Origin of the sequence: Metasolibacillus fluoroglycofenilyticus, assembly GCF_003049645.1 — a bacterium.
GTDB lineage: Bacteria > Bacillota > Bacilli > Bacillales_A > Planococcaceae > Metasolibacillus > Metasolibacillus fluoroglycofenilyticus.
This window is the reverse complement of the sequence record NZ_PYWK01000001.1, coordinates 506699-519733: the sequence shown is the minus strand read 5'-3', so window position 1 is coordinate 519733 and position 13035 is coordinate 506699. Positions and strand designations below refer to the sequence as shown.

The following is a 13035-nucleotide window of genomic DNA, read 5'->3' as shown; positions in this document are numbered from 1 at the left end:
TTAGCGCACATCCTGCCCTAGCTCATATCTTAGTACTTTTAGCCTTTCGCCAGAAAAATATTTTAATTTCTTTTTATCTTCTCCTAAGCGATATACAGAAAGTTGATTGTAGTCTGCTTCAGCCGCTTTTAGCATACCATCTAACGCTTCCAAACTATGTGTTGTTGCAAAAAGCTGAATATTATATTGATTACAAATTTCCGCTAGCCATGTGAAAAAGGTTGGAATGAGTTTTGTATGAATACCTGTTTCGATTTCATCAATTAAAATAATTCCATCTTTAAAGCGGATTGCTTGCGACGCAATAACAAGTGCCTTTCTAACACCATCACCGAACATAGAGATAGGCACTAACCCCAAATCTTCATGCTGAATATAAGGGATAGGTCTTGTATTTCTTCCTTTATCATTTGCCATAAGCAGTTCGATACCATTTATTTTTTTATCAAATTGACGCAAAGCCTCAATAAGCATTGGTCTTTCTCCATCTTTTACAAGATCATCAATTATATAAGGTGATAAAGGGGCAATACGATGATCAATCGCTGAAATAAAATGGCAATTAAATAGACTGTCACCTTTCTTGATAATTCCAATTACTTTTTCATTTAAAGTACCAAATTGATATTTGATTGGCCTACCTATACTGTTCTCATTCTCATATATTTCAATCGATTGTTCTTTAACAACTTGCTCTCTATCTATAATATCTATATTTTCATCACTGCTATCATTTAATATGAGGTATTCTTCTTCTTCTAAAGTACATTGAATGTATTTACGCATCCCTGCCCATTCGTACTCTATTTTAATGGGCTTTACAGTTTCACTAAATAACCAACTAATTAACTCCTCAGTAGATAGTGTACGAGCTAAGCCACCAATATAATGCTCCCTCATTCTCGCTAATCGTAAAAAACCTTGTTTAGAGGAATAGTTAGCAATTAAATAGATTGCCTCCAACAAGGATGTTTTTCCTGCATTGTTTTCTCCGACAAATAAATTAATTTTAGAAAAATGGTCTAACGTAACATCTGTCAAGCCACGAAAACTATGAATACGCATGGCCTCTAATTTACTCATATTAAATTCTCCTTTACATGAGTGTTTTACTTTTATTTATACTATACACTTCTTTCCTATATTCTAAAACTTATAAAAGAGATACCTCAAAATTTCGTAGGTATCTCCTTTTCTTAGTTTCTCTTCAATTTTTCCAAGACATCGCTCGGTGTTGCTAATGCCTCTTTATTTTGCTCCTGTATCGATTCGAAAACTTCTGAACGATGAACTTTTACTGATTTGGGTGCGACAATGCCTAGCTTCACTTGGTCACCATCGACCGACAGCACCTTTACTTCAATTTGGTCACCAATCATTATCGATTCGCCTGTTTTTCTTGATAATACAAGCATTTACTTGGCACTTCCTTCCTCTAATCCAATTGGATAGCGTAAAGGATAAAGCTCGCTGTCCTGCAAAACAATTTGCTTCCCAAATTTTTTCTTCGTATTAATAACAATTGGGGCTAACAAATTCATCGTCGATTCTTGGAAAGTTTCTTTTAATGTGACGATTGCATAAGCAACTACATCATCTTCTTGCTCAATTTGTAATGCTCTTTTTTCTTCTTCACTAATATCAAAAGAGTATTCCTTTTTAAAAGCAAATGGGTAAGCAAGTATGAAGCCTAATTCCTGTTTTTCAATAGATTGTAAAACGACTAATGGTAAATCAGCGTCTAATGGTAGAAGTACAAACTTTTGTGCGTCTGGGAAACCAGGTACTCCTGCCTCAAAAATTAAAATATCTTCTTTTTTAATTGCTACTTCCCCGAAGAATTTTGTTTCAATGTTCATTGCGGTGCCCTCTCCTTTTAACCGATAACATCTATATCCACTCGTGGTCTTTGTATCATTGTACCTTTTACTTTCCCAGGTGTATAGTCATGGATTGGTTTATTCACCTTTACGTCGATTTTTGGTTCGTTACGCTGAATATTGACATCAACTGTCGCCGGTCTGTAGTTTACTTTCACAGAGCCGACTGAAGGTACGAATTTGATATTGTATGGTCCCGGTCGTTTTGGCCCACTATTTTGCATTGCTATTTGTTGAATGATAGCGCCTCGCTGTCCCTTACCTGCATTTAACATCATTTGACGTCCTTCTCGCACGCGTCTCGAAATCCCTTTCATCATCTCTTGGCGTCCCTCCTGCGCATAACGCATAATCATTTCGCTAGTAGGATAGTTGCCTAAATCACGGCGTGCCTGTGACGAATCAATTGATAGCTTTCCTTTTTGTGTATGGATTTCCACAGTAGCTGCGGGCTGAGAAATTCTTTGCTCTGCTCTCGGTTGCTTAATATGCTGAATTGGTTTATGAATTTGCCAATCCATCTGAATATCGGTCGTGTGAATTGAAATTTGTGGGAGTCGCATATTTTCACACCTTTCATTTCAAGAAAAGCGTCTGAACATTTGTTCAAACGCTTTTTATTTTTATCGAATAAAGTCTACTAGTGTTTGTTGAATAATTTTTGCGCCAACTGATAAGCCCGCTTGATGAATAGATTCTTGCGTCACAAGCTCTGTAATTGTAGCCGCATATTCAGTATCTTCATTCATCGACATTTGCTTTGTGACATTAATTTCATGCAAATCTAGTCTTTGCTCCATTAATTCTACTCGATTTTGTCGAGCACCTACATCTGCACGACTTTTAAGTAGCGTACCGTGTATATCAGCCAATGAGTCATTAGTTCCGGCAGCTATATCACCTAATAATTCACCAATTTCTTCTCCTGTACCAGTTTGAAGAGTGGTAATAATCGTATCCATAAAATTATCAATCTCTTCAAACATATCTTTCCCTGGTGTATTGACATTAATGCGCACTGCTTCGAAAACATCAATTTCAATATCTGCATCTAGACCTGTAGTCCCCGGCACAATGTTTGGGTTTGGAACTCCATCCACATATAACGGTTTATCCGTTTGAGTGCCAGAGAAAATATATTTATCGCCAATTTGAGTATTAGCAATATCCTGAAGTTGGCGTTTTAACTGTTCCATTTCTTTTTGCATTTTTTCTCGGTCTTCTACAACATTCGTATCATTAGCCGCCTGTACAACAAGCTCTTTCACACGATTTAAAATCTCTCCTGCCTGTCCTAATGCATCATCAGTAGTGTCCAACCAAGTATTTGCTTCACCAATATTGCGTTTGTATTGCGTTGTGCGGTCTAGCTCTGTGCGATAGGACATACCTTTAATTGCAATAACTGGGTCATCAGAAGGACGAGTAATTTTTTTACCAGAGTAAAGCTGTTCCTGTAGCTTTCCTAGTTTGCCGTAGCTTGTGTTTAAGTTACGTAGCATATTGTTTGATAGCATCGATTGTGTAACGCGCATTTTCCTTCTCCTCTCATTTATCTATTTAGCGAGGTTATAAACCTACGCGCCCCATTCCGTTAATAATTCTGTCTAACGTTTCGTCAACTACTGTAATCATACGTGCATTCGCATTGTATGCTTGTTGGAACATAATCATATTTGTCATTTCTTCGTCAAGTGATACTGAGCTCATCGCAGCACGCTTGTTTTCAACACTTAAGCGCAGCGTCCCTGAGTTATATTCACTGCGAATCGCTTCCTCTCCTCTAACTCCTAAATCACCAATCATTGATTTGAAGAAACCTTGGTATGTCGCGCCATTCAGTCCTACTTGAACTTCTGTTTGCGACTTTGCCATATCGAGAATATTTTTATTATTTCCTTGTTCGCCAAGTTCACTTGATGCCGCAATATCCTCTGGAAGAATATCATCTCTTACTTTGATTGTTGCTGCTGTTAAGCCTCCTGCTTCAAAGAAATCCTGACCTGTTGAATCGTTTAACCCATATCCGCTCTGATGAAGTGCGTTGAATGTAGTTACAAAAGTTTCAACTAATTGATCAAGCTTATCGAGCATCTCTGGATATAACCCTTGTCCATTACTATGGCCATAAGAGTTAATATTGGATAAAAGCTTGCCTTTTCCTGGTTCAAACGTGCTGTAGTCATAGCTTTCATTTATGGCTAACACAGCACCTGAATTCAACTTATCGATTGGCGGCACGATATCTGCTAGTGCACTACCTTTCCAATCAACAAGCATTTCTGTAAATGGTTCAAGCGGTTCTGTTCCATTGATTTTACCACTAGCATTATTGATGCTAATTTCTGCAAACTCTTTACCATGTACAAGTATTATTGGCTCCGCGCTGCCTACTGGGCGGTATGTAATAGTTAAACTCCCTTCCGATACAGGGCTAGCGTTTCCACCTGACGGTACACGCTCCACTTGTACAGGTAAATATTCGTTCAACTTATCTACAAGTACATCGCGCGCATCATATAAATCATTTGTCACATAGCCATTCGGTTCAACCGCCATAATTTGTCTGTTGATTTCTGCAATTTGTCGAAGCAAAGAATTTACTGTGTTCGTATCCGCTTCGATTTGCGCTCCTAGATTGCTCTGAACTGTTTTTAATTGCTTGTCCGTATAGTTAAAGGATTCTGCTAACGCACGTGCTTTTGCAATAAGCACCTGTCTTGCTGCTGTATCTTTTGAATTTGCAACAACATCTTCCATTGCCTGCCAAAAGTTATCGAATGATTTATTTATACCAAATTCAGAAGGCTCAGATAAAATATCTTCCATTTGCTCGATTGCCTTTGTTTGTTCCTCCCAATAGCCAAGTTTATTCGTTTCTTGGCGATATTGGCGGTCGATAAATTCGTCACGAACGCGTTGAACAGAGTGAGCCTCTGCCCCCGTTCCTAAGTGTCCAGGCATTTTGGGTGAATTTAAGCCCGGTGATGGGTAACCTGGTAATGCTTGCATATTTACACGTTGACGTGAGTAGCCTAATGTATTAGCGTTAGCGATATTATGACCAGTTGTATAAAGTGCTGATTGCTGTAAAAATAGGCCTGATTTATTTATTTCTAGTCCCATAAATGTTGAACGCATAGTGTTCCTCCTTTAAATTCATAAGAAAGTCGCTAAATCTAGTGTTTTGCTATTTTCAAAGAGCACTCTCTATTTTAAAGGGTGTGCTCTTTATAGAAGCACACCCGGCAACGTCCAAAAAGCTATACACAGCTTTTGGGACACTCCTCTTTATGCTTGTGAGTCGAAGTATGTTACTTTTTTTTGATTTGATTGACCGCGCACTTCATCGCCTGAATAGTTAAAGGCATCTGGACGTGCGGGGCGGAATGGCTCTAATTGGATATTGATAAATTGCAAAGATTGATAGACGAGCTTTTGGTTTAAATCGTTTTGCACTTTAAGCTCAGTTAATAATGTGAGCAAGCGTTCCCTCGTAGCGATTAGCTGCTGCTTTTCCTCTTCACTATCGATGGCGTCAATTAGCTCGGCTACAGTTGGGTTGTCAGTGTAAGCAATTCCTTTTGCTCGGAGGTAATCCGTTACCATCAACTGACGCTGTTGCTCAAGTGTAGTGATCGCCGCTACATGTGCCTGCTCCATTTTAATTAATTCATCTAGTGCTTCTATATCGTTCGCTTTAATAATGTCTGTTTTTTTATGTGCAAGCTCCAATAAGCTTTTGTGCATGCGCTCTAGTTTTTCAAGTGTGGATAGCACTGACATATCATATGAGCTCCTTTATTTCAAAATTATGCTTAGAATCGGTAATATTTCAGCATATCCTCAGCCACTTGCCTTGCATTCACTTTATATTCACCTGACTGAATATCAGCCTTTAGCTGTTGTACGCGAACAGCACGCTCTGTATTGTAATCAGCCGTTACTTGCATTTCCTTAGCAGCTGAAGAAATCTCAATTTTATCTGCAAAAGATGCTGCTTTTTCTTCGTTTTTAGTAACTCGTGGCTGGGCATTGTATGGATTAATCGCTCTCAAATTTAATGGATTAATTTTCATACTATATATCCTCCCTTCAATTTCCTTCTACATTATATTTCGGTTTGTAGATGAAATTGTTTAATTAATATTTTTTGATTAAGGATTTAACACGCCCACGCGAAAAATATAATCATCAGTGCAACAGGCAGATAATTGTTTCTTCGTTTAATATTTATTTACCCTTTTGAAAATTTCGGATAGTTATTCTACGTTTTATGGGATTTATTCTACGTTTTTCAGGGGGATTCTAAATTTCTGAGGGTTTCTTCTACGTTCTCAAGATTATTCATAGCACTCACTTCAAAAGCGGGTGTTCGTTTTGTTTCTTTCACTGAGGTTTCTCTCATTCTAGCTTGCGTCCAAAAAGCCGGCTATGCACGGCTTTTTAGACGTCTCCACGGTTTCTTTATTTATTTCTTTCTATCTGCTAAATATGTGCCTTTCTCACGTTGCACTACATTTTCACGGAATTCTTTTGCTGCATCAAATGTGCGTAACTCGGATTTCAATTCATTTTGACAATTGTCACAGAGCTTGCCCGATGTCGTTAAACGCCCACAGTTATCACAAGGATAGCCTAAGTTTGGAAATAATGCTGGATGCAAGCGGCCTTTACGTACCCATTTATAGAGCAAATCTTTTTTTACACCTGTCGCCTCTTCAATGCGGTCGACATTAGCCGCACGATTTTCACGTTTACGTAAAAAGCGATAGACAATTTGATACATGTCTTCTTCCTTTTGTGCACATTTGTAGCATACATCTCTTAAACCTGTGTAATTAAAAAACTCATTGCATTCTGGACAATTTCTAATCTCCGCCATAATGTTTTCCTCCTAAATGCTACGTTTAATTTCCTCCATTATACAATAAAGTGAATCTTCAATCCATGAGCTTTTCATGCGTCACGGATTGTTTGAATTTTATCCTTTTATTAAAACTATCGCGGTTACGCTTTCTGCCCCTGCGTCAAGCAACGCCCTTTTGGCATGTGCAATCGTCGTACCAGTCGTTACAATATCATCTACAATAATATAATGCTTAGCAGTTAATTGTTTTTGATGAGCGATACGAAAAAGCGGAGCTACTTGTTGCCGCTCCAGTTTGCTTTTACCAACTTGCGTTTCTACCGTTGTTTTTTCAAGTAAATGCTCATAAGGGATTTCAGCCGCATGTAGTAGTTCATCAATGTGAGCAAATGTACGCTCCTTCTTTTTTAGTGGATGCATTGGTATCGGTACAATTATTTCGCTACGCTTGCTTAATAATTCATGTAATTCCTGTCGAAAAACTTTTGCTAGTATAATATCTTGTAAAAACTTATATTGCCTTAAAAAGTTTTTCATTGCTTCATTATAATGAAAAATAGCATAGAGCCCCTCCTTTTGATAATTTACAAACTCAAATTTCAGCTTGCAGCGTTCACAAATAACAGGAGCTAATCTTCGTTCAAATAACGTTTGCCAAGTTATTATTTGTTGTAGCTCTCGCTCACAAAGCAAACAGTTTATTATTTCTTTATTCATTCGACACCTCATTTAAACGCAGAATTTCTCGCTTCGCTAAATCCATTTCTAGCGAGATACCATGATAAAAAAATACGACATCCCCTGTCGGATACAGCTCACTACGCCCAACACGCCCTGCAATTTGAATAAGTGCGTCTGCAGTAAAAATGGGACTTTCTGCACCAACAACAGCGACCTGTACGTTAGCAATCGTAATGCCTCTTTCTAAAATTGTCGTCGTTAATAAACCTAGGATTTCTTCGTTGCGTAATTGCTGGACTTTTTCTTTACGTGTCGGATCTTCAGCATGCACAGCTAAAATATTCGTATCTAGCTGTTGAAAGAGCGAGTGAGCTTGCTCTAACATTTCAATCGTTGGGAAAAAAATGAGAAATGGTTTCTTTGCAATAATTTGTTGTTCCGTCCAATGCTGAAGTGGCTTTGGTAGCTTACCTTTTTTTAGGTGCTGTTTATAGCCCCATAATGGCTGAAATCGTGGAATAGGTAGTGGATAATCATGGTAGCGCTTCGATATAAACGAATAACCCTCACAAATTTGGAGTAATTTAGCGTCTGGAGTGGCGGTTACAAAAGCAACCGGGGCATCCTTCTTTTTCGCTTTATACACAGCTTTTTGCAGTACTTCATCAAAGCGATAAGGAAAGGCGTCAGCTTCATCGACAATCATCACATCAAAGGCGTCAACAAAGCGATAAAGCTGATGGGTGGTCGCAATAACAAGCTGTGCATAGCCTTGCTGATTTTGCGCTCCCCCGTATAATGCATGAATTACTGTTGTAGGAAATACTTGCTGAAGTCGCGGGGCTAATTCTAATACGACATCTGTACGGGGTGTCGCGATGCAAATGCGCTGTCCCTTTTGTAGTGCTCTATAAATAGGCTGAAAAAGAATTTCACTTTTCCCGGCTCCACATACCGCATGTAATAGATGCGAGCGCTTGTTCATAATGCTGCTCGCTAACTCAAGCGATGCTTGTTGCTGCAATTTTGTCAGTGTGCCAACCCAATTAAATTGATGTTTTTTTAAAGCACGGAAAAATGACCTCCCCCATGTCAATAGCTGTGTACAGCTCGAAATTCTCCCCATTACAATGCAATGTCGACAATAAGTGCAAGTTTGCTCACATTTCACACAATAAAAATGAATGAATTTTCTCTGCTCTTCATTGAAACAACGCTCACACCGATAACGCCTCCTCCAAAAACTATTCGTTACCGAAATTGCTTCATGTGTTTTAAAAAATCCACGCTTTATATATGACTCGATTACTTCCTGTCCAAAAGGTAGGTCTTCTCTACGCATAATACGACCTTCCATTAAGTTTACTAGCGCAGGGTCAATAAGCAGCCCTATATAATGCGCTTTTTTTGTTTTTCTTAAAATATATATCAACTCCTTTTTACTACTCAAAACAAAAAGCCTCTACATTCTAATGTAGAGACTTTTGAAATGTTATTTTTTTAACCAGCCTACTGCGAGTGCGCCTTCGCCTAAATGCGTGGCAATGACTGGACCAAAGTAGCTTAACTTGAAGCTTGTATTTGGGTGTTTTGCCTGCAATTGCGCCATTAGCTCTGCTGCCTCTTCCTCACAATTGCCATGGATTACTGCTACTTGCAGGTCACCATGCTTTTCAACCGCCTCGGCCAGCAACTCTTCCACACGACGCAGTGCTTTTTTGCGCGTGCGAATTTTTTCATATGGCACGATTACTTTGTCCACAAAATGTAGGACAGGCTTTACCTGTAGCAAGCCACCAATCAATGCAGCTGCCGCAGATAAACGACCGCCGCGCTGTAGATGCGCTAAGTCATCAACGATAAAGTAAGCATTCAACGTTGGTCTTAAATTTTCTAAATGAGCTATAATGTCCTCTACAGTGGCGCCCTGTTCGACCATTTTAGCTGCTTCCAACACATACATCCCTTGTATTGCACAAGCTATTTCGCTGTCAAAAGCTGTTACTTTAATGCCTTCAACCATATCAGCAGCTTGTACTGCCCCTTGGTATGTACCGCTTATTCCACTAGATAAATGAATGGAAATGACTTCATCATAATCTTTTGCAAGCTGTTCGAATAACTCGACAAATTTGCCAACTGGTGGCTGTGTTGTTTTTGGGAAAACCTTTGAGTTTCGCACTTTATCATAAAATTCAGAAGTCGTGATTTCGACCTCTTCTTCATAGCTACCATCTTCTAAATTGACACTTAGAGGAATCATATGAATATTATAACGGCTACGTTCCTCTGCTGTTAAATAGGCTGTACTGTCTGTTACAATTGCAATTTTCATCAATTATTCCACTCCTCTGCCATCCTCAATTACGCCTCAGCTAACTCGAGTCCAGATTTTTTCGAGCTAATTGGTGGAGTTAACCTAAAACCGTCACGTCCTGTGACATCCGCCGGAGGCTTTATTTTGATTCAGCCATCCGTTGAATGAAAAGCCATTTAAGCATTCATCTCGCCCTATGTAAGGTGGGAGCTTTTTTGCTGAATCAAGATAATTCTACCTTATGTAGCTTCAAAGTGGAACATGAATTTATATGAAACATTATATTGGCTTATTCATTACCGATATAAAAAACGCTCGTTACTTTCCATGCTCCGTCTTCATTTGCTAAAACTGTTACTTGACGGCCTTTACTCGAAAGCGCTGTTCCAGTTTCATCCTCAGTCATTTCAATTTCTAAATTTGCATATACTTGTGCTTCATTTTCTTCATATTTGATAATCGTAATATTGTCCGCTTGACGATTAATTGTATAGGAATTAAAAACTTTTGTCGCCTCTACTAAATCCTTTTCATAATCAAAGCCTGTTGCATTTTTGGAAAGTGTCGCACTGTAGCGATCAAGATCCTCATCATTAAACGCCGCAATATACTCATTGAAGACCCCGATTATTTTCTCTCTTTCCGCATCTGGTACATCCGGTGCAGCTTCGACTTTGTCCCCCATTACCTCAAAGCCAACCGTACCCTTTTCAATAATATCAGCTGTTTGCTCCGCGCTTAGCTGTTCCTCTGTATCTCCACATGCTGCTAACCCAAAAGCTGCTATTAGCATTATCAACCATTTTTTCATCTTCCTCAAAACCTCCTGCGCACATATTGTAGCATATATCATGCACATCTGCTTATTTAATATTCCGTTTCATATAGACGCATTAGCTAGTAGGAGGTTTCATCTCGATTTCGAAATTTTTTAGCATTTATGAAGCTGTACCTTGCACTTTGGTGGCTCCTCACTCCTTAAGTAGCTGGGAGGTTCATTTTATTTGCGACTTGCCACGATTTATTTGCGGCTTCTCGATTATATTTGCAACTTACCCATTTTATTTGCGGCTTCTCGAATATATTTGCGGCTTGCCTCCGTTTATTTGCGACTTCTCGATTATATTTGCAACTTCCCGATTATATTTGCGACTTGCCTCGGTTTATTTGCAACTTCCCGATTATATTTGCGACTTGCCCATTTTATTTGCGACTTCTCGAATATATTTGCGGCTTGCCTTGTTTTTAGACGGCTAGCCGGATTTTATCAGTTTCCCCTTGTTTTCAGGTAGAATAAAATTAGGGCTAGGGAGAAAGTTTAAACTTTCTCCCTAGCCCTTTGTTTTTAGCGTACCTCTACCCAGCCGCTTTTAATTGCTGTTACTACAGCTTGAGTACGGTCGTTTACATTCATTTTTTGTAAAATGCTTGATACATGGTTTTTTACCGTTTTTTCAGAAATATAAAGTGTCTCGCCGATTGTACGGTTGCTTTGTCCATCCGTAAGAAGCTGTAATACTTCACATTCACGCTTCGTTAACAAATGGAATGGTCGGCGAATTTCTGTTTGATGGAAGTTGCCATTATTTTCGTGCTCAGACAGACGACGGAATTCGGCAACTAAATTTTTCGTTACTTTTGGATGTAAGTAAGAGCCTCCGTTTGCTACAACTTTAATCGCCTCTACAATTTCATCTGCATCCATTTCCTTTAGCATATAGCCAAGTGCACCTGATTTTAATGCATGCGTAACATAGGATTCGTCATCATGAATCGATAACATAATTACTTTTGCATCTGGGAACTCATCGATTAATTCGCGCGTAGCCTCTACGCCATTTTTACCTGGCATATTAATATCCATTAAGACAACATCTGGCGTATTCGTGCGATATAAGCTTACCGCATCCACACCATCATCACCTTCTGCTACTACATCGAAAGTATCCTCAAAATCTAAAATGCGTTTGACACCTTCACGGAAAAGTTGATGGTCATCTATAATTACAATTTTCGTCATAAATATTTCCCCCTAATTTTCACTTATAATCTATATTTCGTCATTTTGAAAAGGTATTTTAAATGTTACAAGTGTGCCTTTTCCAATTTCGCTTCGAATATTCATTTTACCATTTAAAATGTCAATTCGTTCCTTCATACCGATAATGCCAAATGACTGGTCCTTTATCAGTTCCTTATCGAAACCGACACCATTATCTTTCACGCTAATATTAACGTCGCGCTTCAACCACTCTAGCTTTACGGATATTTCTGTGCTTTTTCCATGCTTAATAGCATTTGTCGTACATTCTTGAATTAATCGGAAAATCGCCACTTCATAATTTGTATCCAATCTTTTTTCCTGATTAAACGTTTGGAATTGAATATTAACACCCTCATTATACTCCATAACCGTTGATAAATACTTCTTCAATGTCGGTAAAATACCTAAATCATCCAATGCCATTGGGCGTAAATCGTAGATAATACGGCGCACCTCTGACAAGGCCTCACGCACATTTAACTTCAAATGTGCAATTTCCTCAATTGCCGCATCCATACCTTTTTCTCGGTAAATACGCTCGATTAAATCTGAGCGCATTAAAACATTTGCCATCATTTGTGCAGGTCCATCATGTATTTCACGCGACAGACGTTTTCGCTCTTCTTCCTGCGCAGCTAAAATTTTTATGCCAAAGTCCTGCTTAATTTTCGCTTGCTCAAGCGCTTGACCTACATCTCTTAAATCTGATGTTAAATAATTGACGACAACATTTACTTGATTGACAATTTGATCAGCCCGTTTTATCGTATCATAGAGTATTTTCATTCGTCTTTCCAAATCATCGCGTCGTTCGCGCAACTGTTTTTCCTTTTCTTGAACGAGCATATATTGTATTTGGAAATTATTAGCCGTTTCGTATGCTTCACGCACCTGCTCTTCTGTGAACGTATTGAATGCTTTACTTACTACAACAAGGCGCTGCTTTGCGAGCTGTGTAGTTCTTTCTAAGCAATCTGTTTCGTCGATAACTACTGCGATATCTTCTCGAATAGCTGCCAATTCTTTTTGCATTTCTTCGAAGTTTCGTTGACTTTGTTCACTTATAATAAATATATCATTTTTAGAGCTCATAATTGTTTCAAGCATGCGATTAAAAATAACATCGAGTGAGGCGATATCAAATTTTTCATTTAAAAACACCAAATCTCCCCATTCTCATTGGACATCTATATGTGCTGTATTGAATCAAACTTTACATATAGTTCATGATTATTGTCAAACA

15 protein-coding genes are annotated in these 13035 nt (G+C 38.6%); all 15 read right to left on the bottom strand.

The annotated features are described in order from the left end of the window. The 15 genes from C9J36_RS02220 to C9J36_RS02150 all read right to left on the bottom strand — a co-directional run bounded on the left by C9J36_RS02220 (position 1) and on the right by C9J36_RS02150 (position 12953). Positions 1–1083 (bottom strand): AAA family ATPase, encoded by a 1083-nt coding sequence (locus C9J36_RS02220; protein WP_107942114.1) that lies wholly within the window; start codon positions 1081–1083, stop codon positions 1–3. Between the two features lie 113 nt (positions 1084–1196). Next, on the bottom strand, positions 1197–1415 hold the full coding sequence (gene csrA, locus C9J36_RS02215; RefSeq protein ID WP_107942113.1) for a carbon storage regulator CsrA: 219 nt from the start codon (positions 1413–1415) through the stop codon (positions 1197–1199). Continuing rightward, on the bottom strand, positions 1416–1859 hold the full coding sequence (fliW, locus tag C9J36_RS02210) for a flagellar assembly protein FliW (protein WP_107942112.1): 444 nt from the start codon (positions 1857–1859) through the stop codon (positions 1416–1418). A 17-nt stretch (positions 1860–1876) separates the two neighbouring features. Continuing rightward, positions 1877–2443, bottom strand: a complete 567-nt coding sequence (locus C9J36_RS02205; protein ID WP_107942111.1) for a DUF6470 family protein — start codon at positions 2441–2443, stop codon at positions 1877–1879. Between the two features lie 60 nt (positions 2444–2503). Continuing rightward, positions 2504–3415: a flagellar hook-associated protein FlgL gene (flgL, locus tag C9J36_RS02200; RefSeq protein WP_107942110.1), complete on the bottom strand. Its 912-nt coding sequence runs from the start codon at positions 3413–3415 to the stop codon at positions 2504–2506. A gap of 34 nt (positions 3416–3449) precedes the next feature. After that, a complete protein-coding gene (flgK, locus tag C9J36_RS02195) occupies positions 3450–5021 on the bottom strand; it encodes a flagellar hook-associated protein FlgK (RefSeq protein ID WP_107942109.1) in 1572 nt (523 codons plus the stop codon). Positions 5022–5171: 150 nt separating this feature from the next. Beyond that, positions 5172–5666, bottom strand: coding sequence for a flagellar protein FlgN (locus C9J36_RS02190; RefSeq protein WP_107942108.1), 495 nt, complete (start codon positions 5664–5666; stop codon positions 5172–5174). Between the two features lie 32 nt (positions 5667–5698). Then, positions 5699–5959, bottom strand: coding sequence for a flagellar biosynthesis anti-sigma factor FlgM (flgM, locus tag C9J36_RS02185; RefSeq protein WP_066165030.1), 261 nt, complete (start codon positions 5957–5959; stop codon positions 5699–5701). Between the two features lie 392 nt (positions 5960–6351). Beyond that, on the bottom strand, positions 6352–6765 hold the full coding sequence (locus C9J36_RS02180) for a TIGR03826 family flagellar region protein (RefSeq protein WP_066165027.1): 414 nt from the start codon (positions 6763–6765) through the stop codon (positions 6352–6354). Between the two features lie 99 nt (positions 6766–6864). Continuing rightward, positions 6865–7467, bottom strand: a complete 603-nt coding sequence (locus C9J36_RS02175; protein ID WP_107942107.1) for a ComF family protein — start codon at positions 7465–7467, stop codon at positions 6865–6867. Beyond that, complete coding sequence (locus C9J36_RS02170) at positions 7460–8881, bottom strand: ATP-dependent helicase ComFA (protein ID WP_235616000.1); 1422 nt, start codon at positions 8879–8881, stop codon at positions 7460–7462. The genes C9J36_RS02175 and C9J36_RS02170 overlap by 8 nt, the downstream gene beginning before the upstream one ends. Positions 8882–8923: 42 nt before the next feature. Beyond that, a complete protein-coding gene (locus tag C9J36_RS02165) occupies positions 8924–9766 on the bottom strand; it encodes a DegV family protein (RefSeq protein ID WP_066165021.1) in 843 nt (280 codons plus the stop codon). Between the two features lie 271 nt (positions 9767–10037). Further along, positions 10038–10559, bottom strand: coding sequence for a nuclear transport factor 2 family protein (locus C9J36_RS02160; RefSeq protein ID WP_066165018.1), 522 nt, complete (start codon positions 10557–10559; stop codon positions 10038–10040). A 534-nt stretch (positions 10560–11093) separates the two neighbouring features. Then, positions 11094–11768, bottom strand: coding sequence for a response regulator (locus tag C9J36_RS02155; RefSeq protein WP_066165014.1), 675 nt, complete (start codon positions 11766–11768; stop codon positions 11094–11096). 30 nt (positions 11769–11798) lie between these two features. Next, the gene (locus C9J36_RS02150; RefSeq protein WP_107942106.1) at positions 11799–12953 is read right to left on the bottom strand and encodes a sensor histidine kinase; all 1155 of its coding nucleotides are present in this window, start codon (positions 12951–12953) and stop codon (positions 11799–11801) included. Positions 12954–13035 lie beyond the last annotated feature (82 nt).